The organism is Pseudomonas sp. SIMBA_067 (assembly GCF_046534675.1).
GTDB lineage: Bacteria > Pseudomonadota > Gammaproteobacteria > Pseudomonadales > Pseudomonadaceae > Aquipseudomonas > Aquipseudomonas putida.
On record NZ_JAWRYH010000006.1, the window covers coordinates 345,281 to 365,972 of the forward strand.

A 20,692-nucleotide genomic window follows, 5' to 3' on the forward strand; every position below is an offset into this window, starting at 1 on the left:
AATCAATGGCGGCGGTACAAGAGGTACTGCCCCAACAGCCCCAGCATCAGCACCGCGCCGGCGATCCCCAGTGCCTCCGGCGCGCCCCATCGAGCGGCGATCAAACCTGCGGCCATGCCGCCCAAAGCCTCGAAACCAAAGCGCATGGCAATGTAGAAGGCGATGACCCGGCCGCGCAAATGGCTGGGCGCGCCGCTCTGCAACTGCATGTTGGTGCTGACGTTGCTCAATGTGATGCCAAAACCCAATACCGCCAACGCCAGCAGTGCCAGCGGCAGCTCCCCCGCCAACCATAGGCCCATCAAGGCGACCCCGCACGAAAGCGCCCCGACCTCGGTGAACTGTCGCAGCCGCGGCAAGGCGCCGCCTACCGCCAACACCAGCGTCGCCACGAACGCCCCCGCTCCTGCAGCCCCCCATAGCCAACCCAACACCCGCGCATCTCCGGCGAACACCGCGCTGGCCAGGATGGGCAACAGTGCCGCGTAACAGGAAGCCAGCAAGTTGATCATGATCACGTTGACCAACAGCTGGCGCACGTTGCGGGTCTGCCACATATAGTGCAGACCCTCGCGGAACACCTGAGCGGTTGAGCCGCCGGCCTTGGGGCTGGCAGTACCGCGGACCTTGAGCAAGCCACCCAACAGCGCGAGAAAAGCCACGGCAGTGAGCAGGAAACAGGCTGCTTCCCCGGCAAAGGCAATCAGCGCCCCGGCCAGTGGCGGGCCAACGAAGCGCGCGGCATTGATCAGCATGGCATTGAGCACGAGCGCATTCGGCAGGTCGCCCGGGTTGTCGACGAAGCTGCCGATCAGCGCCTGGCGCAGTGGCGTTTCAAGGGCGTTGAGCAGGCCTAGCAGCAGGGCCATGCCGGCGATGAACGGCCCGTCCACCCAGCCCAGCCAGGTTGCGACGCCCAGCACCAGCGACTGCACGATCAAGATCATTTGCACGATGATGAGCAGCCGGCGCTTGTCGTGGCGATCGATCCATGCTCCCGCTAGCGGGCCGATGACCAGTTGCGGCGCCAACGACAGAAAGGTGATCAGCCCCAGTAGCACGGCCGAACCGGTCAGGTGATAGGCCAGCCAAGCCAATGCAACCTGCTGCACCCACTTGCCCAGCGTGGAAACACCCTGGCCGACGAAATAGATCTGGAAGTTGCGATGAGAGAGCGCCCGCACAGCGGCGGGCCAGCGCGTGCGATGCTGTGGTGATAAATCGGTCAAGTCTTGGAATCCTCAATAGCCCCGCGACCAACACCGGTCCATCAGCCACTGCGCACCCCATCGCAAGGTGCGCAGGTGGAGCTGAATCAGCCTGGAAGCAGGCAGCCTTTCTTCTTCAAGGACTCCAGGACCCAGGAGCGGTCGTTGGTGCCTTGGGCAATTTTTTCCATCTGCGCGGTTTCGGCAGCGTGTTTGGCGGTGGCGCCTGCGTAGACCTCGGAAATATGGTCGTAAGGCACGCACAGCAAGCCATCGTCATCACCGATCACCAGGTCGCCCGGCTCGATCACCATACCATCGATGGCGATCGGCACGTTGATCTCGCCCGGGCCATCCTTGTAAGGACCACGGTGCGAAACACCTGCAGCGAACAGCGGGAATTCACCCGCGCCGATGTTGGCAGCATCGCGGATGGCGCCATTGATGACGATACCAGCCACGCCACGCTTGACCGCGTAGGCCACCATCATTTCACCGATCAGCGCGTTGGTCAGGTCGCCGCCGGCATCGACCACGATCACATCGCCCGGCTGAGCGATGTCGATCGCGTAGTGCAGCATGAGGTTGTCACCTGGACGGGCTTTGACGGTCAAGGCCGGGCCGCACAGTACGCCTTGGCGATGCATGGGGCGCAAGCGGGCTCCACCAGCCGTCATGCGATTCATCGAGTCGCTGACATTAGCGACCGGAACCTCACGGTAGCGTGCAACCCACTCCTCGCCAACCTTACGCGGGCGCTCAAGCACTTGGAAGCCAATGCTCATGTGACATACCTCTCTTGGTGTTATTCGATGTCATCGGCTGCTGCCGAATGTGTTTTTAGAATGTCATTTCATTAAAATCATTGCAATGAGATTTTTCAGCCTAGATCCGCCTATCTATGCGATCGATTTTAATTTTCTTGCAACAGCATTTCATTATGGTAGGGTTTAGACCATTGCCGCAGATGCGCGGCTGACTGCCCCTGACAAGAACAAGGTACCCACGATGTCCCGCACCATTCTGCTGACCGGCCCAGAGCTTGCCGCCGAGGCCATGAACCTTGCCGCCGCACAGGGCGTCAGAATCGTTCCCACCACGCCCTACCTGCCAGCCAAAGAACTGGAAGCCATCATTCGCGCCGAACAGCCCGATGCCATCGTGGTACGCCAGGGCAACCTGACCCGCGCCATGATCGAGGCCTCGGACAAACTGAAAGTGATCGCAAAGCACGGCGTGGGCTATAACACCATCGACATCCAGGCCGCCGCAGACCGCTGCATCCCGGTATCGATCGCCGTAGGCGCCAACGCCCAGTCGGTGGCCGAGCTGGCCTTCGCCCTGATGTTCAGCGTGGCCCGCCAAACCGCACTGCTGGACGCGCGCATGCGTGACGGGCATTGGGACAAGGCTTCTGCCAACGGCATCGAGCTCTCGGGCAAAACCTTGGGCCTGATTGGCCTGGGCTCGATCGGCGGCATCCTCATGGACCTGGTGTCGCCGTTGGGCATGAAAGTCAAGGTATTTGACCCTTACCTCAAGCAACTGCCAGACCGCCCGCACGTTGAACGTGAAGAGGATTTCCATCGCCTGCTGGCTGATAGCGATATCATCAGCCTGCACTGCCCACTGACCGAGACCAACCACAACCTGATCGGCGCTGCCCAGCTTGAGCGCATGCGCCCAGGTGCCATCCTGATCAATACCGCCCGGGGCGAGCTGATCGACACTAACGCCCTGGTCAAAGCGCTCAGCGAACGCCGCATCGCCGGTGCCGGCCTGGACACCTTCAACCCCGAGCCGCCGCCTGCCGACAGCCCGTTGTGGGGCCTGCCGACCTTGGTCGCCACGCCGCATGTCGGCGCCAACACCACCGAGGCCCGGGACCGTGTGGGCCTGGTAGCGCTGAAACAGATTCTCGATGTCTGGGCGGGTAATGCTCTGGACCCGCGTTGCGTGGTCAACCGCCACCTGTTCGCCAACTGATCACTACACGCTTCACGCGCCCGCTTGGTGAAAAGCGACGCGTTCACGACGCATCACTCCAGAAAAAAAACAATTGGAGAGCACCATGACTTCAGCAACATCCCTGCCAAATGAACTCGAACGCAGCACCATGCGCCGAGTCGCCTGGCGCCTGCTGCCGTTCCTGATCGTCTGCTACCTGATCGCAATCATCGACCGCGGCAACATTGGCATGGCCTCCTTGCAGATGAACGAGGACCTGCAGCTCACGGCCAAGATCTTCGGCTTTGCCAGCAGCCTGTTCTTCTTTGCCTATTTTTTGGTCGAAGTGCCCAGCAATCTGGCCATGCAACGCTACGGTGCTCGCATCTGGATCGCCCGCATCATGATTACCTGGGGCCTGATCTCGGCAGGCACGGCGTTTGTGCAGGGCGCCAACTCCTTGTACGTGATGCGCTTTCTGCTGGGCGCGGCAGAGGCCGGATTCTTCCCGGGTGTACTGCTGTATCTCACCTACTGGCTGCCGTCGGCCTACCGTGCGCGGATGGTGGCGCTGTTCATGGTGGCCATCCCGGCTGCCAATTTCATAGGTTCACCGCTGTCAGGGTTGCTGCTGAGCCTGGATGGCTGGATGGGCATGCGCGGCTGGCACTGGCTGTTCATTCTGGAAGGTATCCCTGCCGTTCTGCTGGGCATCGCCTGCCTGTTTGTGCTTACCGATCGCCCCGAGCAGGCCAAGTGGCTCAGTGACGAGCAGCGCGGCTGGCTCATCAAGCGCCTGGCTGAAGAAGCGTCGAAAAAGACCGCCATCGGCCATATCTCGCTGTGGAAACTGCTGCGCCACAAAGACATCTGGGTGCTGGCACTGATCTACTCGGGTGCTTCTGCCGCAGGCAGCACCATGAGCGTATGGGCCCCTCAGCTACTGAAAACCTTTGGCCTCAGTGCCATGGAGATCGGACTGGTGAACGCCATCCCTTACGGCATAGCCTCGGTGCTGATGATCATTTGGGGTCGCAGCTCCGACCGTACCGGCGAGCGTCGCTGGCACACCGCAATGACCATGCTGCTGATCGCGGCAGGACTGTTGATGACTTTGTTCACCTCGTCGCTGCCAGCAACAGTAGTGATGCTGACCATGGTTCTGGTGGGTGCCTACTCGATGAAAGGGCCGTTCTGGGCGCTGGTGTCTGGCTGGCTGTCTTCCTCGACCGCTGCTGCGGGCCTTGCAGCCGTGGGCGCCATGGCCAACCTCATCGGCGGCGGCCTCATGGTCAATGCCTACGGCGCCATTCACGATGCCACTGGGAGCTACTCTCTGGCGCTGATGCCATTGGCCGCGCTGTGCACCGTGGCCGGTGTCGCGGTACTGGTAATCGGCCGAAAGCGCCAGCGCGAGCAAGCTGAAACATCCGGCGCCGCCAGCGCAAAATAAACCGCACAAGCCGCACCTCGATGCCCACTTTCCTGCCTCATGAACGTGGGCATCGTCTTTCATAATTACAAGAAAAGAGGAATAGCCATGACGTTGTCTCGTCGCCAATTCTTGCTCGCCACCGGCGCACTGGGCGCTGTCGCCTCCATAGGCACCATGGCCGATGCGCCGTTCAGCAAAGGCGATGCGCCCCCCCGCCTGACGCCGCCTGAAGGCAGCATCGACTGCCACATGCACCTTTACGACAGCCGCATCCCGGCCGCATCTGGCGCTACCCTGCTGCCGCCGAACGCCTCGCTGCAGGATTACCGCAGGTTGCAGGAGCGCCTGGGCATCCGCCGCATGGTCATCGTCACGCCGTCAACCTACGGCACCGATAACCGCGTGATGCTCGAGGGTTTGTTACGCAGTCGTGGCGACGCCCGAGGCGTGGCGGTTGTGTCGAGTGCGATTACCGACACGCAGCTTGCCGAATTACACCAGGCGGGCGTGCGGGGTATCCGCTTCAACCTGAGCGTTGGCAACCAGGCACTCGATGGGCTGGAAAGCCTGGCCGCGCGAGTCGGCGAAATGGGCTGGAACGTGCAGGTCGCTCCCGGGCCGCTACTGCCCGAGATTGCCCCACGCTTGCTGGCATTGCCGGGCAAAATCGTTATCGACCACATGGGCCATGTACCGCAGCCCTTAGCGCTGAAGTCGCCGGCTTTCGCCGCGCTGGTGCGGCTGCTGGACACCGACCGAGCATGGATCAAACTGTCGGCTCCCTACCTGCGCTCGAAGACCGGAGCACCGCTGTTCGAGGATGTCGGCAGAGTCGCCAGTACATTGATAAGCCATCGCCCTGATCGCATGCTATGGGGCAGTGACTGGCCGCACCCGACGCTGCCCGTCAAACAGAAACCCGATGATGCGCTGATCCTCGACCTGCTGATGCACTGGGCACCAAGGGAACAGACTCGAGCTCTGATATTGCGCGACAACCCCGCCCAGCTCTACTTTTTCTGATCACCTGCCAGACCTGATGCCTGGCTTTTTCGTGGGAGGCAAAGGCTGGGCCATCGCCTACAGGGCATCGGGTAGCGCCAGCACAGCCAGCAGTTTGTCTCTGGTCGTTTGAGTGCAAGGCTGCATCGGCTCCCGCAGCTCGTCGGTCATCAAGCCCTGGAACTGCAATGCCGCCTTGACCACGGCCGGGTTGGGCTCGGCAAAGGCCATCCTGATCCAGGGCAGCAACTGGTAGAACGTGCCACGCGCAGCCGCCCAGTCGCCGCTATCCACCTGCCGCAGCATCCGCACGTAAAGGTGCGTATGCACATGGGCCGAAGCCGAAATGGCCCCTGCACCGCCCAGGCACAGGTTGTTGAATATTTGCAGGTCTTCACCGGCCAGCACTTGGGCATGACCGTCCTGGATCAAGGCCATGGTGGTTTCGCTGTCGCCGCTGCAGTCCTTGACTGCCGCGATACGGGGGTGGCGCACGATCCGGCGCAAGGTTTCGCGCTCGATGCGCACGCCGGTGCGGTACGGGATGTCGTATACGATCAACGGCACGCTGGCGGCATTCGCTACGGTATTGAAGAAGGCCTCTATGCCGGCCTGCGAAGGGCGGATGTAGCAAGGCGCCGGTACCAGAAGCCCAGCAATGTCACGCCGCTGGATTTCAGCCTGGAAGGCCAGCAACTCACGCAGGTTGTAACCCGACAGGCCCATCACCACCTGGCCTGGCGCCGCCCAGGCCAGCACGGCATCCAGCACAGCCAGTTGCTCGGCCTTGGACAGTGCCGCCGCCTCCCCCGTGGTACCGCACACCACAAAACCGGCCACGCCGTCTTCGAGCAGCTTCTTCACCAGCTTTTCCAGTGCGGCGAAGTCCACTTCATCGGCGCGCATGGGCGTGACAAGGGCAATCCAGATACCACGGAAATTCGACATGCAAAAACTCCTGATGTTGACCGAAAGTCAGCGTCAGCGGGTGAGGAGTCGAAGTGGTCTGGCAGGGATACCTGGCGCCTTCTGTCTCGTCAGCCCACCTGACGAGACAGCGCGCCTCGGTCAGATGAGCGGCTGTTTCTTGGATTTCTTGGCAACGGCAACGCACGCCTCTGCCTGGGCAATGAAGCCCGAAGCGGAAATGGCGTGGTTGGACATGGACATGCTGGCAAACCCGTTGCGTAGGTATGGCTGGATAATGGTGGGGCGACGTGCCTGGTGTCAACCCTTGGTCTGCATCGGCCCGTGTAGCAGCGTGCAAGCAGGTATTGCCGTCAACGCCACTCGCTGTAAGGCTCCAGCGGCGTTACCGGCAAGGCCAGGTTGCCCCGCCACGGCTCGAACAGGTAGCGCAGGTAGAGCATGGCATGGCTAGGCGCGTAGTCATCGCTGTGCTGCCAGTCGAAGCCGCCGCCCAGTACCCACCGATCACTCAGGCGCCGTTCGAACAGGCCGCGCAGGCGGTAGCCCAGCCCGCTGCTGTCGCTGGCTTCGCTCATGGCATAAATGTTGGAGTCAACGTCATATTGCGCCAGCACCCTGCGATTGACGTGGGCGTCCGGGTACAACCGGCTGCTGCCACTGTGGGCCTGGGACCAACTGACCGAACCCTCCAGCAACAGCGACCAGTCGTAGTTGCGCCAGGCGTAACTGACCGGCACGCCTACCGACGTGTAACGCTGTGGGCTGTAGTAGCCGCCCTGCCCCAGGCTGTAGCCGCCCAGGTCCTTGTCATGGCGCCAGTGCATCAGCGTCAGGCCAACACGCACACGCTCGTCGGCCCTTTCCACCACTCGGTGGTAATAGCCGGCCATGGCCCGAGTGCGCTGGTTGTCGGCAACGTTTTCGCCATACAGCCAGTGATGCCCCAAGCTGGCCCAGACACCGTTGTCGCCCCCTTGGTCCCAGCTCAGGCCAAGCGTGCCGCCATTGGCTGTGACACCGCCCCAACGCACGCCTGTCGGGCGGTCGCGTGCGCCGGCAAACGACAACAGCGAGTTGCTCATGGGCCGCCGCGATGCAGTCAGCGACCAGCCAACTTGACCGAGGTCTCCGCTGAGCGTTGCGCCACCCAGCCAGTTATTGACCGCATAGCCCTGGGTGGTGCCCAGGTCGACCGCCCAACGGCCGCCCTGCCAACCCAGCGCCAGCACGCTGCCATCAGCGGTCTGCGAGCCGCCGGAGCACGCAGGCAGCGATTTCCCGTCAGCGGTCCGGCCGACAAACTGGCAGCTACCGAAGTCGGGTGTGTAGCGGCCCTGATCGTTCTGCTCGAACGAGCCTGCATCCATGCCGATGCGCTCAACACGGGCAAAGGCGGTGCCGTCCTGCCAAGGGGTATCGACATGCAACAAGGTCGACTGGGTACTCAGCTCGGAGGTGCCCGGCGTACCGTCGTCCTGGCGCCAACCGTAGTCGTGCATCAGCGTCACATGGGTATTGCGCTGGCGATACAACGCATCGACGTCGCTGCGCAGGCTACGCGCCAGCCAGTCGTCGGCGTCCTGTTCACGGCTGGCCAGCGTCAGGGCACGGTCATCCCGTGGCGAGGCGGCAGCACGGTCCAGCAACTGCGCATCGGCCATTGCTGCGGCGTAGAGGTCCAGCGCCCGTTGCGGCTCGTGCTGCGCCACCAGGCGGGCAGCGTCCCGGCGCAACAATGGGTCAGGCCGGGGCTGCTGCGCTGCAAGCCGGTCGAGCAGCGCGGCCGCTTGGTCGTGATTGCCCAAGGCCACCCAGACAGCCGCCAGGCGCCGCTGGGCGTTGCTGTCATCGGCGGCCACCTGTGGCACCTGCACGGTCATCATGTGCCGGGCCTTGGTCAGATTGCCTTCAGCCACCGCGCTTTCGATCACGCCAAGGCGCGCTTCCGGTCGCCCGGGCTGTATGGCCAGCACACGCTGGTAATAACCACGAGCCTTGTCAGGCTCACCGCGCGCTGCCGCCCAGTCGGCCAACAATATCAGGTCGTCGGGGCCGCCTTCTCCACGCGCCAGGCTGGCTTCAAGCATGGCTGTCGCCTCAGTAACGCGGCCTTGAACCTGCAGCTGCTGCGCCGAGGCCAGGGTCACGCGGCGCTGAATGCGCTGCTGCAGGGCATGCATGTCAGCGCTCCAGGCTGCCTGCGGCACTGCACCCAGGCTGTCCAGGGCCAAGGCATCACGGTCGCTGGACTCCAGGAACAGGCCATGGGCATAGCGGGTTGCTGGGTCGCGCGGCTGGTGCTGCACCAGTCTGGCGAAGGCCGCATCGGCCTCGGCGGTGCGGCCCTGGTGACGCAGGCTGTTGGCCAACTGATACACCAGCCAAGGCTCATCGGGGGCCAAGGCAGTGGCCTGGGCCAGCACCTGGCTAGCCGCTGCCCAGTCTTCGCGTTGCAGCGCCTGCTCACCCTGCTGACGCAGGCGTGCAAGTTCCAGGCTGCGACGCAAACTGGCGAACTGCACCTGCTGGCGAGTCGGCAGGCTGTCCAGGTACGCCTGCGCCTTGGCTGGCGATTGCGCCTGGTACACACGGATCAGGCCACGCACGGCGCTTTCATTATCCGGTGCCATGCGCCTCACTTGCAGGAACTGCCGCTCGGCGGCAATCGCATCGCCTTCAGCCAGCGAAACATCGGCCAGGCCGAGCAAGGCGTACTCATCTTTCGGGCGTTGCTGGCGCGCCTGCAAGTACAGTGCTCGGGCGTCTCGCAGGTTGTTGGCCTGCAGGGCGCGCTGAGCGTTGTGAAGTTGCGCCCAATACTGGCTGGACGACTCCAGGTCCTTCCATTGGCTGATCCAGTAGGTGTCCTGTTCCTTGGCACTCGCCGTCCGGAACGCTGTGTTGGCGTTTTCGTAACGGCCCTGACGCATCAGCGCATAACCCAGGGCGCCGTGCAGGCTGGCATCGTCCGGGTACCGGCGCAGCGCCCGACGCAGCTGTACTTCGGCTTCGGCATTTCGGCCCTTGTCGAGCAACGCCTTGCCGCGCTGGCCCGCCTGCCAGGACGGGTCGGCCAACAGCGTGCGCTGCTGTTGCAGGTTGGCGCTGGCCTGTGCCAGCAGCGGCGAAGCCGGGTAGCGCTTGAGGAAGGCTTGCCAGGCCGCTGCGCTGGTGCTGCTCACCGCTTGCCCGGACAGGTAGTCGAACTCCCGCTGGGCGGCAGCATCCCGGGCGCCGGGGTCGCGCGCCAGCTGATCGAGCAGTGCCAGCGCTTCGCGGTCACGCTTTTCGGCGAACAGCCAGCCAGCCAGGGTCTGGCGTAACCCGGCACTGCCGGGGTACTGCTGGTCCAGCTGCTGCAACTGCCTGATCGCCTCGGGCCGCTGACCTGGCAGGTTGCCGCGCACGCGCCAGTAATCCAGGGCCAGCTCAAGGCTGGGCGGCTCGCCGGCGAACAGCTGCTCATAAACCGCCAGCGCCTCCCGATTGCGCCCGGTAACGGCCAGCAGGCGCGCCTGCTGCAAGCGCCGCGCAGTCTCTGGCTGCTGCAACGCGAGCAGGCGCGCGGCCTGGCGCGCTTGCAGGCTACCGGGTGCCAAGGCATTGATCCTGGCACTCAGCTGTTCGGCCTCGGTGATGTTCTTTTCGCGCAATGCCAGGCTCAAGGCCGCCAGCAACACATCCGGGTTGCGTGGCTCCAGCAGCTGCAGGCGGCCCAGTGCATCACGCACCAGGTCGTCGCGGTGCAGCGCCTCGCCCCGGCGCACCTGGTCCAGCAGCCATTGCCGCTGCTCCCCGGCGTCCTTGGGTTGTGCGACGGCCTGGCAAGCCACCGTCGCCAGCATCAGCACGCCGATCATTCGCTGCATGGCGCACTCCAGGCCGGCAGCAGGTGGCCGTGCGAGTCAAAACGGTAACGGGCTTCATCCCAACCCTGGCCAAACAGCGCCAGCACCTGGCTGTAGTACGCCTTGGCCTCGACCGGCTGCTGATGCAAACGCTGCCGCTGCGCTGCCAGGCCAGCCACGTGCTCGGGAGAAGCCGCCAGCAAAGGCAGCAAGGCCGCAGAGAAACCGGCCGGGCCATGGCCGCTGGCAGCACCGCTGCGCGCATCCACGTGCTCGGGCGGCAGCCCGTCGCGTGTGGTCAATGCTGCCATCGGGGCATAGCGGGCCACCAGCTCGGCACGCTGGGGCGCGTCCTTGGCCAGCATGCCAACCCACAGGTAGACCCGGATGGCATCGTAATCACCGCCACTGCCATGCTGTGGGTCCGCTGCCAGCTCACCGGCCGGCGTCCACAGTAGCCAGTCCGGGGCGAAGCCTTTGGGTGACGATGCCAGCCACAAGCGCCGCGTATTGGCCGCCAGTTCGCCCCACAGCGGGTCCACCAGGCTGAAGCGGTCGAACAGTTGCAACGGCAGGTAACTGGGGTTAAGCCTCGTGCCACGGGCATCCTCGAAGCCGTAGTCGCCCGGCAGCAGCATCACCCCCAGGCCTGGCAGCTTGCGTACGGTCTGCGCAGCGATGCGCCACAGCAGGCGCTGGCCCAGTTGCGTGTAGGCCGGTTCGCCCCACAACCGCCCCGCTTCCAGCAGGCTGTAGGCAATCCACAGGTCGGCGTCGCTGGCATTGTTGGTATCCAGCACCTGCCACTGCTGCTGGCTGTTACGGCCCCACAGCCAAGCGGGAAGATGCCGGGCGAGGTCACCCTCGGCCAGGTTGTTGGTGGTCCAGCGCAGCAATTGCGCGAAGGCCTGCCGGTCATTGCCTACCAGGGCGAAGAACAGCGCATAGCTCTGCCCTTCCGAGGTGGTGATCAGGCGCTCGTCGCTCGGGTCGATGACCCGACCGTCCACACTCACCAGCTCGGCCTTGAAGCGGTCCCAGGCGGGCCAGGAGCAGGCCGTCGCGGCATTGGCTAAGAAAGGCAGGCCGAAGGTGACCAGCCCCACCAGCAATCGGCGCATGATCACCCCGCCTCACCCAGGCGGCGCTTGCCTGCCCAGCGCAGTGCCCGCCAAAGCAGGAAGGCAAACAGCACCACGCAAATGGCCGCGATCGCCGCCAGCAGCACCGGGTGCTCGGACAAGTGGAACCACAACAGCAACCACCACGGCAATGCACCCACGAAGTAATGCTCGCCCACAAACTGGCTGGTAACGCCGCTGCTGCGCACCAGCGTTACCGAACCGGCCACCGCATCGAGCTTGCCCACATCGCCGAGCGTATCGCGCAGCAAGCCGTAATCGCTGTCGCTGCTGGCCAACAGGGCAACGACACTGCGCTGCGGGTGGAACGGCGACTTCAAACCGGTGATGGCCGCGATCGGTGCCTGCGCGCTCACCGCCACGCGGCTGCTTGCAGCCACCGCCCCGGTGTCGAAGCGCTGGCTGCCCGGCAGCCCTGCGCTGCGGCCTTGCAGCAACCAGTCACGCTGGGCGCTGAGCAGCAGGCCAAGGTTGGGCGCATCGCTCAGGGCTTCAGGCAGGCTGCCTATCAGCAGCAAGTCGGCATCGGCCGCTGCGGCCTGCTTCCAGTCATCCACCAGTTGCAGGCCCAGCGCCGGGTAACCGATTTGCCCGGCCAGCCCGCCAATGGTATCGAGCAAGGTGCCGACCTGCATCGCCGTGGGTTTGCCCGGCATGATGACCAGGGTTTCGGAAAGGTCGGCCATGCGGCTGAACGGGAAGCCGCTGCGGGCAAATGCACGCAAGTCGGGCATGGCGATGTAGTGGTGATAACCGGACAGGTCGATGGTGGAGTTGTCGTCGATCGCTGCCCGCACATCCACCGGCAGGGATGTCTGGCAACGGTCGCGCTGGGCGCTGCCCAAGGTGCTGGCAAAGCTGAAATCAAAGCGCAGGCGGTTGCGGTCGCCGATTTTCAACGCCGGCACCAGTGACTTTTCGGTCAACGCAGTGCTGTCGCCGGATAACACCGCCAGGCGCATTTCTTCGAGGGTGCCGCTGCGTCGGTCATTGCCCACCAGCGGCATGCTGGTGATGTACTGGTCGTTGACGCTGATGCTCAGGCGCGATTCGTCGGTCACCGCAGGCGCCGTGTAGCGGTATAGGGTGCGCAGCGGGATGCCCTGGTTTCGCCAGACAAACAGGTCGGGCGGCAGGTTCAGCTCCAGCGTCACCGGCCTAGGTTGAAGGCCACTGACTTGCAGCTGCTCGGGGTAGTCCAGCAGCTCGGCAAAGCGTACCGGCCGGTCGGTGCGCGTCCAGTTGGGGGCATCGTAAGGCTGACGTGGTTGCAAGGCAGTCATCTGCTCCACTTTCACCCGGGCGCCACGGAACAGGTTGTTCCCAACCGCCAGCGCCGATGCAGCCTTGACCAGATCATCGTCGTTGCGGCCCAGTACCAGCAGCACTTTGCTCCAGCGGTCATCCGGGTGGTCGATCATCTGCAGCACCGGGCCATCCACCGGCGGAAACTGCTGCAGGTCGGCGAGGAAGGCCGGGCGACGGTCGTTGGTGGCAAACACGATGCTTGGCTTTGGCGTGCCCGCCCGCGCCGGCAGGCGGTTGTACAGCACCGGGAAGGTTGCCTTGCGCCAACCGGCCTGGCTGCCGAAGTACGACGCCAGGATCGCCGCCGCGCGTTGCTCACCCAGGCTCGGCACGCCACTGAATACCACCGGCAGTTCCACTTTGCCGGTATCACGCGCATCGAAGAACGGCAGCGGGAAATACGCCAGGTCGTTGTCCAGCGCCAGGGCCTGCTCGTGCAACTGCACCTGGCTCTTGCGATTGAGGTTCAGCCACAGGCCGCTGTGCGCCGGGTCTTCGCAGATGTCGGTGTAGTGCCCGACAAACTCCAGGCGTACCCGGTTGAAGTCGCTGAGCAGCTTCGGGTCCAGCGGCAACTGGCGGCGCACGCGCTGGCCAGGCTGGTCCTTCTCCACGGGCACCACGCCCATCATTTCGTCATTGAGGTAGACGCGCAGATGCGACAGGTTCGGCAGCAGCGCTGGCGAAGGCGTGTAGTCCAGTTGCAGACTGGCGTCAGTGACCAGACGGTCGCGACGCACGCCGAACTCGATGTGTTCAGTGTTGCGCACCCCCAGCAACAGGCTGTCGGATGCATGCCCGAGCTGCTCGAAGGTTTTCATCACTGGCCAGTTCGGTACCGTGGGTACGGCTGGCTCGGCAAGCGGGGCTACAGAGGCGGCAGCAGCAGGCTGCGACAAAGCGGCAAGCAGCGCCATCGCCAGGCCCCAGGTACGCGCGGGATAACCAGTCATCATGCGTCTCGATCAACAAGGTTCAAAGAAGGAACAGCCCGTGGTGTGCGGGGCCAGTAGCTGGCCAGCCAACGTGCCAGCGCGCGCAGTGGCTGCAGCCACGCGTGTACCCACGGCGGCAGGTGCTCTAGCAGGCGCAGGTAACCGACACCGCCCAACTTCAGCACATCGACCAGGCTGCGCAGCGGGCGCTCGACCTCATGCTGCTCGCTCCAGCCCAGCCAGGCATCGGCGCGAGCAAACGTGCAGTGCACCAGGTCGATACGCTGCTGTTGGCTTAGCGCGTTGAATACCAGGCCCACGTGCTGCCCGACCGTACGGGTGACACAGGCCTGGAAGGCGAACTCGCGCTGGCCACGGTTGAGCAGCAGGCGCACCTGCTCCCCCGGTTTCAGCGCAAGGCCGTCGTGCAGTTGCAGGCCGACACCGCCATCGGAGTAATCGACCAGGGTGCACGGGTAGGCGTGACCGCTGGCCAGCACCAGGCCTGCCGGCAGGCGCATCTGCACCCGGTGGGCGCGGCGCACCTGGCGCACTTCGGCGGCCACGGCAACCGCGGCGCCGATGATCAGCAGGTTGTAGACCACCCACAGCGAACTGACGATCACCGTGCCGATTTCTGCCGCCGGGCCGGTGAACAGGCGCCACACGGCAAAGCCCAGGCCCGCTACGTTGAGTGCCGCAAGCCACAGGTACGGCTGGGCGATGTGCCAGTCGAACTGCTCCTGCTCCATCAGGCCGCCCTTGGCGGTAACGTTGAACTTGCCTTTTTTCGGGGCGAACAGCGCGACCGTGGTGGGGCGGGCGATGTACCAGGCCAGCACGGTCTCGTACACCTCGCCCCAGAAGGTTTGCCGGTACTTGCCCTGCATGCGCGAGTTGGTCAGGCTGGCGTGGATCATGTGCGGCAGCACATACAACAGGATCATCAACGCCGGTGCGTAGATGATGTAGGCATGCAGTAGCAGGAACGCCAGCGGTGCGGTCAGGAACACCAGGCGCGGCAGGCCAGCCAGGAAGTGCAGCATCGCATTGGCATAGCACACCCGCTGGAACAGGCTCAGCCCACGCCCGAACACGGGGTTGTCGGTGCGGAAGATCTGCACCATGCCGCGTGCCCAGCGAATGCGCTGGCCGATGTGCGCCGACAGGCTCTCGGTAGCCAGGCCGGCCGCCTGCGGGATGCTCAGGTAGGCCGATGACCAACCCTGGCGGTGCATGCGCAAGGCGGTGTGGGCATCCTCGGTCACGGTCTCCACGGCAAAACCACCGATGCTTTCCAGCGCGGTGCGGCGCAGTACCGCGCACGAGCCGCAGAAAAACGCCGCGTTCCACATGTCGTTACCGTCCTGGATCAGGCCGTAGAACAGCTCCCCTTCATTGGGGCGGCGACGGAACGAACCCAGGTTGCGCTCGAACGGGTCGGGCGAAAAGAAATGATGCGGCGTCTGCACCAGTGCCAGCTTCGGGTCCTTGAGGAACCAGCCCACCGTCATTTGCAGGAAGGAGCGCACCGGCACGTGGTCGCAGTCGAAGATGGCAATCAGCTCGCTGTCGGTCACACCCAACGCATGGTTGAGGTTGCCGGCTTTGGCGTGCTTGCTGTCCGGCCGCACGATGTAGCCCACCCCCACCTCGTCGGCGAACGCGCGGAACGCATCGCGGCGGCCGTCGTCGAGGATATAGATCCGCAGGCATTCGCGTGGCCAGTCCAGGCCCAGGGCCGCCAGTACTGTGGTGCGCACTACCGACAAATCTTCGTTGTAGGTGGGGATCATCAGGTCTACGGTTGGCCAGTGCTGCGGGTTGGCAGGCAGGTTCGCCGGCTTGCGCTGCAACGGCCAGCTGGTCTGGATGTAGCCCAGGATCAGCACGAACCACGAATAGGTTTCCGCCGCCAGCAGGATCACCCCGCACACCAGGTCAGTGGTGTCGTTCCAGTTCAGGGTCGCGGTGTAGCGCCACCATAGATACCGGCAGGATATGATCGTCGACAGCACGATCAGCATCAGTGTCGGGAAACGCCCCGGCATGTGCCGCACCAGCATGGCAATACCCAGCAGCAGGCCGATGAACACCAGCTGTGCCAGGTAGCCGAAGGGCTCCGTCACGCACAGCAGGGCCAGGCCCGTCGCGCACAGCGTCAGCGCACTGTAGAACGCCCGCCGGGCGAACACGCTCAAGCCGCGCAAGCGTGCCGAGGCTTCATGTCTGAAGGCACTGCCACGGTAGCGGGCAGGTACCTGCTGCAACCTGCCGATCACCAGGCTGCGGTAATGGCCCGCAACCTGTCGCGCATTCCGCAACTGCTCGCGCACGGTGGCCCAGACCCCCCGCGCGAACCCTGGCCGGTGTTGCGCCGGTTGCTGCCTTAGCAGCAGCCACAGGCTCTGGATCAACAGGCGGACCGGGTCGCCCAGGCTCGGACGCTTGCCCGCCAGTTGCGGGTACAGGCGCTGGCGCTCGGCCAACAGCGCCTGCCAGGCGGGGGACTCCAGGCGCAGAAACAGGAAGGCCAGCCATACGCCGAGGGTAAACAGGCAGGCTACCGGTAAGCGCGCACCGCGCGCGCTGAACCAGGTGTAGGTCGACAGGGGGCTCAACGTCACGGCTGGCGCCTCGTCAGGCAACGTACCGCCAGGCTCTGCACATCTCGGCAGGCCAGGCTATGCGGCGCGTAATGGCCGAGCGGTGCCTTGCATGCCAGCGCTTCGAGGAACGCCTCGTCGCGGTGCACCACCTGAATCGGCAGGCGATCACGGAACAGGTCACGCCATACCATCAACAAGTCGCTTTGCAAGCGGCTGGCCGGGTCGTAACGGTTGACCAGCAGCATGTCGTAGCGCTCGACCGGCTGGCGGCCGAGCAACAAGTGGCTGGCCATCTCGGCCTCGGCCACCAGTACTCGCACATCGGTCTCGATGCTGTGGCCAGCGGTATCAGGCGGCAGTTGCGGCAGGTCGAACAACACCCAGTCGAAATGCCCGGCCAGCTCGGCCTGACGCGCGCGCCATGCCTGCGCGTCGGGCATGGGGCGCGCCACGCCATCTGGCAGGTTGCCGAACGGCAGCAGGCATAGGCCATCGAGTACTTCATACACGGCATCGCCAACCGGCCGCCCTTGCCGCTCGGCCAGCGCCCAGCCTTCTTGCGTACCTAACGGCAGGTTGAAGTGCAGCCCGAGCAAGTTGCTTGGGCACAGGTCGATCAGCAGCACCCGCTCGCCCACGCCCTGCAGCGCATAGCCCAGCGCGGCCAGCAAGGCGCTGCGCCCCAGGCCACCACGCACGCCGTGCAAGGCCAGGCTGGTCATGCGGACACACCCTCGCGCTGCGCTGCAGCCGCGTGCAACGCGCCCGGGGTGCTGGCCCGATAGCTTTCACCCAGCAACGGCCAGCGCTGCAACGCCTGCTGAACCCCCACCAACATGGAAATGTCCTGGTAGTTCAGGTCTGGCATCGCCAGGTGCTGGCGCAACTGGGCGATATCGTCGCTGCGGTCGGACGGGTCTGCTTTGCCAGTGTTCATGGGCGCTCCTCGGGGATGGGCTGCCAGTCGGGCTGGCCTTGCAGGCGCATGTAGGCGCGCCCCTGATAGTTCACAACCTCCGCCCCGGAGGTCTGCGCAACCTGTTCTGTGGTCGGCAGGTCGGCCAGCAGGCCGGGCACATCCAGCGCCTGCTGCTGGCCCAGGCCGGCGTAAACGCGCGACACAAGCTCGGACAGTGCCAGGTAGCTGGTCGGTGCCGCGACACGCAGCGGCTCGCTGCGGGCCGGCTGCCCCATGCCGATGAACTTCAGGCCGACCGGTACATGGGTGATCGACGGCGTAGGGATTTCACGCATGCCTGACAGCTGCATGCGGTCACCGTGCAGCGCAGCGCCATGTTCCGGGACAATGGCCACGACCACGCGGCGGCCACTGCGCTCCAGCTCGTCGAGGAAGGTGCCCAGCTCACCAAACAGCCGGTTGGCGCGGGTGGCGTAATCGGCCACGCGGGTACCGCCGTCGGCGGTAACGATACGGTTGCCGTCGTGCAGGCTGATGCTGTTGTAGAACAGCGACACATGCTCGGCGGCGCTGCCTTGGCGCTGCCCCCACCAGCGGCGTAACACGTCCAGGTCACTGGCAATCGGCGAGCCGTCGAAACCGACCAGCGCGCGCGGGAAGTCGGTATTGCGCAAGCCGGGCTGCGGCATGTGCTGCTGGGTGATGTCGCCGATGAAGTTGTCGAACTGGCCGCTGTGGTTGAGCAAGGTATTGCTCTGGAAGCCGAGCTTGGCCAGGTTCTGGAACAACAGGCACTGCTCCGGGGCGCTCTGGTAAAGGCCCGCGTGGGACGACTGCCCGCAGCTGGCACGTAGCACGCGGATGGCCGCCGGCCCACTGTAGGAGGTGGCCGAATTGAACTGGTCGAAGACCACGTCCAGGCGCGACAGCAGCGGGTTGTCACGCAGCCCCGCGGCAGACAGGTCATCCCAGGCCAGCGAGCAGATGTTGATGATCAGCAGGTCGAACGGTTGCTCATCAACATTGATGGCAGGGAATGCCGTCACCCGCTCCCGCTCACTGGCGAAGAAACGTTCGAGCCAGCTGTCGAGCGTGGCATTGTCGGCAAGCGCTGCGGCCTGCACGGGCTTGCCGGGGCCGGCAGCCACATTGCCGGACGGCTGGCCGGCGTTGACGGCCAGTGAAGGCAGCCCGCCCACGGCCAGCCACGCCAGCCCCAGCAGGCTCAAGGTGCTCAGGCGCAGCCAATGGCGCAAGTACAGATAGCCCACCAGCAACAGCGCCAACGCACCGAGCAGGTTCCAGTTGATGAAACGGCCCAGCAGTTCGAGCATGTAGTCCCATGAAAAGTCGAGCACACCCGGCTGTGCCAGCAGGCGGCTGAACGGCGGGAACCAGGTGTCCTGGTAGAACAACGCGACACCAATCGGCACCGCCACCAGCTGCCGCGCGACGCGCAGCCATCTCCCCGGCAAAGGCAGCAGCAGGAAAGCGGCGAACAGCAGGTTCGGCAGCGCCTGGAAGTCCAGCATGCCGAGGGCGACCAGCAGGAATTTTGCCAGGAAATAGAGGTTCCACCCTCCCAGTCCAGGCCAGCGCGCCAGTACCGGGAGGGAGGCGATGGTCTTAGTCATTACGGGGTTCCTGGCGTGCAGCGCGATGGCGGACGCCCAGCGGTTTCAGGTAACGGGGTGCAAGGCGGCGGCGCAACCAGCCGCGCAATGCAACGCGCAGGCGCAGCACCAGCAAGGCCAGGGCAAACGTCACCAGCGCAGTGATGGCAATTACTTGCAGGAGCTGCACGAAGTTCATGCTGTACCCCGCTTGCCCAGGGCAATCCGGCGTGGTGCCAGGGCCGACCTTGGGTGCGCAGGCTGTTGCGCCGCTGCATCCAGCCGCGGTGGCTGCGGTGCGCTGTCGTCGAGGAAGGCCGGGGTGGCCAGGCTGTCGACCCCGGCGAGTACCTCTTGGCTGATGAACAGTTCTTTCCACGACAACTGGAAGATGTGGTCAAGCGCTTGCTCGACCCCTTCAGAGCGGCAGGCGAACAGGAACAGGAACAGGACTTCGCCCACCACACAGGCAATGTCACCATCGCGGCGGAATACCGTGCGCGAACAGGCCTGCAGCGGGGTCAGGCCATGGGCCGGGCGCAATACCAGCAACTGGTGGACGATTTCGCCGTTGCGTACACCGTGCCACATGGTGTTCACGGCTTGCGCAAATGCACGGGGCGCTACCAGCCCGCAAATGGCCAGCGGCCGCAGCCGTGCGAGCAAGGCATCGAAGTTGCCCGGCAGATGCCGCCGCCATACGTAACCCTGGATGCTCTCGACCATGGTCAGGAAACGCGACAGGCTGGCACCGAACGGCACGATCTGGGTGGCACCACAGGCCAGCAGCAGTTGCTCGTCCTGATAGCGCAGGGTTGGCGCCATCTCGCGCACCACCAGCTTCAAGGCATTGCCACGTAACTGGCGCAGGCGGTGCAGCTGGCGTGCCAGGCTGTCCAGGCGCTGCCCGCCATCCATGGCAAAGATCACCGTGGCAGACACCGCTCTGCTGGCTTTGGCGCTCAGTTCGTCAAGGTTTTCGCAGACCTGCCAGTGCTCGGAGAAGGCGGGCGCGCCTTCCAGCACCGGGCGCTGGGCCAGGCACAGCAACTCATCACCACCGGTGTCGGATGGCACCTGCGGCGCTCCGGTAACGGCAAACCCGGTGTCAAGGCGCGCCAGCTCCAGGTCTCGGGTACCGGCCTTGCCGAGTGGGTTGCTCCAGAAATGCTGCAGGTAGCGCACCCCACCTTTGCCGCGGTACACCTGGGCCAGCCCGTCTACGCCCTGATTGAACGCGCGCAGCTGCTCCACCCGTCCAACACCCTGCCCGCTGCTGATGACCAGCAGCAGCGCAGCCTCGGCCAGCAATAAGGGCCGCAGGGCATTGCACCAACGGGCAACGTCATCGCCCGCCCAGGCCTCGAGTGGCGCCAGCAGCAACAGCACACGCCCGGGCACGTCGATGCGTGGCAAGTCATCAACCAGGTGCAGGGTGGCTTGCGGGGTGGTCTCGTACAGTGCCAGCTCGGCCGGGCCCTGCGCCGCATCGAGCGCACCCAGCACATCACCCATGGCTTGCGCATCGGTGATCAAGGTTGCCCGAACGTCGTCGAGCATGCCTGCAAGCACTTGGCGGCATAGCAAAGTGGCGTCTTCCGTGGCGTCACAGGCTACCCAGTACAGTCCTTGTTCATGAAGGCAGCTGCTTTCGGCGCCTATGCCGGAAATAGCCAACAACGGCATTCCATTCGTCAAAACAGTGGCTCTACGTCAAAAATTTAAACGGCTTTGAAGCTAGATTTGCACATGGGTCGTCGACGGCTTTTGACCCTCGTCAAAAAAACGACAAAAAC

Annotated in this window: 15 protein-coding genes; 3 read left to right on the forward strand and 12 right to left on the reverse strand. The window is 64.5% G+C overall.

Annotated elements, in window-relative coordinates:
* Window positions 1-2: 2 nt before the first annotated feature.
* Together SB765_RS16145 and SB765_RS16150 are read right to left on the reverse strand one after the other, a co-directional pair.
* A complete protein-coding gene (locus tag SB765_RS16145; protein WP_410910702.1) occupies window positions 3-1,184 on the reverse strand; it encodes an MFS transporter in 1,182 nt (393 codons plus the stop codon).
* A gap of 131 nt (window positions 1,185-1,315) precedes the next feature.
* Window positions 1,316-1,993, reverse strand: a complete 678-nt coding sequence (locus SB765_RS16150; protein ID WP_410910449.1) for an RraA family protein — start codon at window positions 1,991-1,993, stop codon at window positions 1,316-1,318.
* A 223-nt stretch (window positions 1,994-2,216) separates the two neighbouring features.
* Between SB765_RS16150 and SB765_RS16155 the strand changes: the two genes are divergently transcribed.
* From SB765_RS16155 to SB765_RS16165, 3 genes are all read left to right on the forward strand, one after another.
* Entirely contained in the window at window positions 2,217-3,194 is a 978-nt protein-coding gene (locus SB765_RS16155; protein WP_410931579.1) for a hydroxyacid dehydrogenase, read from the forward strand.
* Between the two features lie 85 nt (window positions 3,195-3,279).
* Window positions 3,280-4,608, forward strand: coding sequence for an MFS transporter (locus SB765_RS16160; protein ID WP_410910448.1), 1,329 nt, complete (start codon window positions 3,280-3,282; stop codon window positions 4,606-4,608).
* 87 nt (window positions 4,609-4,695) lie between these two features.
* A complete protein-coding gene (locus SB765_RS16165; RefSeq protein WP_410931580.1) occupies window positions 4,696-5,613 on the forward strand; it encodes an amidohydrolase family protein in 918 nt (305 codons plus the stop codon).
* 57 nt (window positions 5,614-5,670) lie between these two features.
* Here SB765_RS16165 and dapA read toward each other — a convergent pair whose 3' ends face one another.
* The 10 genes from dapA to SB765_RS16215 form a co-directional block, all read right to left on the reverse strand.
* Complete coding sequence (dapA, locus tag SB765_RS16170) at window positions 5,671-6,540, reverse strand: 4-hydroxy-tetrahydrodipicolinate synthase (protein ID WP_341795980.1); 870 nt, start codon at window positions 6,538-6,540, stop codon at window positions 5,671-5,673.
* Between the two features lie 332 nt (window positions 6,541-6,872).
* The gene (gene bcsC, locus SB765_RS16175; protein ID WP_410931581.1) at window positions 6,873-10,391 is read right to left on the reverse strand and encodes a cellulose synthase complex outer membrane protein BcsC; all 3,519 of its coding nucleotides are present in this window, start codon (window positions 10,389-10,391) and stop codon (window positions 6,873-6,875) included.
* Entirely contained in the window at window positions 10,379-11,494 is a 1,116-nt protein-coding gene (bcsZ, locus tag SB765_RS16180) for a cellulose synthase complex periplasmic endoglucanase BcsZ (protein ID WP_341798901.1), read from the reverse strand. The genes bcsC and bcsZ overlap by 13 nt, the downstream gene beginning before the upstream one ends.
* Window positions 11,494-13,776, reverse strand: coding sequence for a cellulose biosynthesis cyclic di-GMP-binding regulatory protein BcsB (gene bcsB, locus SB765_RS16185; protein WP_410931582.1), 2,283 nt, complete (start codon window positions 13,774-13,776; stop codon window positions 11,494-11,496). Before bcsB ends, bcsZ begins: the two co-directional genes overlap by 1 nt.
* A complete protein-coding gene (gene bcsA, locus SB765_RS16190) occupies window positions 13,773-16,382 on the reverse strand; it encodes a UDP-forming cellulose synthase catalytic subunit (RefSeq protein ID WP_410910443.1) in 2,610 nt (869 codons plus the stop codon). Before bcsA ends, bcsB begins: the two co-directional genes overlap by 4 nt.
* Window positions 16,379-17,086: a cellulose biosynthesis protein BcsQ gene (gene bcsQ, locus SB765_RS16195; RefSeq protein WP_241800889.1), complete on the reverse strand. Its 708-nt coding sequence runs from the start codon at window positions 17,084-17,086 to the stop codon at window positions 16,379-16,381. The genes bcsA and bcsQ overlap by 4 nt, the downstream gene beginning before the upstream one ends.
* On the reverse strand, window positions 17,083-17,301 hold the full coding sequence (bcsR, locus tag SB765_RS16200) for a cellulose biosynthesis protein BcsR (RefSeq protein ID WP_016500278.1): 219 nt from the start codon (window positions 17,299-17,301) through the stop codon (window positions 17,083-17,085). Before bcsR ends, bcsQ begins: the two co-directional genes overlap by 4 nt.
* Complete coding sequence (bcsG, locus tag SB765_RS16205; RefSeq protein WP_341795984.1) at window positions 17,298-18,917, reverse strand: cellulose biosynthesis protein BcsG; 1,620 nt, start codon at window positions 18,915-18,917, stop codon at window positions 17,298-17,300. The genes bcsR and bcsG overlap by 4 nt, the downstream gene beginning before the upstream one ends.
* The gene (gene bcsF, locus SB765_RS16210; protein WP_016500280.1) at window positions 18,910-19,095 is read right to left on the reverse strand and encodes a cellulose biosynthesis protein BcsF; all 186 of its coding nucleotides are present in this window, start codon (window positions 19,093-19,095) and stop codon (window positions 18,910-18,912) included. The genes bcsG and bcsF overlap by 8 nt, the downstream gene beginning before the upstream one ends.
* Window positions 19,092-20,582 (reverse strand): BcsE family c-di-GMP-binding protein, encoded by a 1,491-nt coding sequence (locus SB765_RS16215; protein WP_410931583.1) that lies wholly within the window; start codon window positions 20,580-20,582, stop codon window positions 19,092-19,094. The genes bcsF and SB765_RS16215 overlap by 4 nt, the downstream gene beginning before the upstream one ends.
* Between the last annotated feature and the right edge of the window lie 110 nt (window positions 20,583-20,692).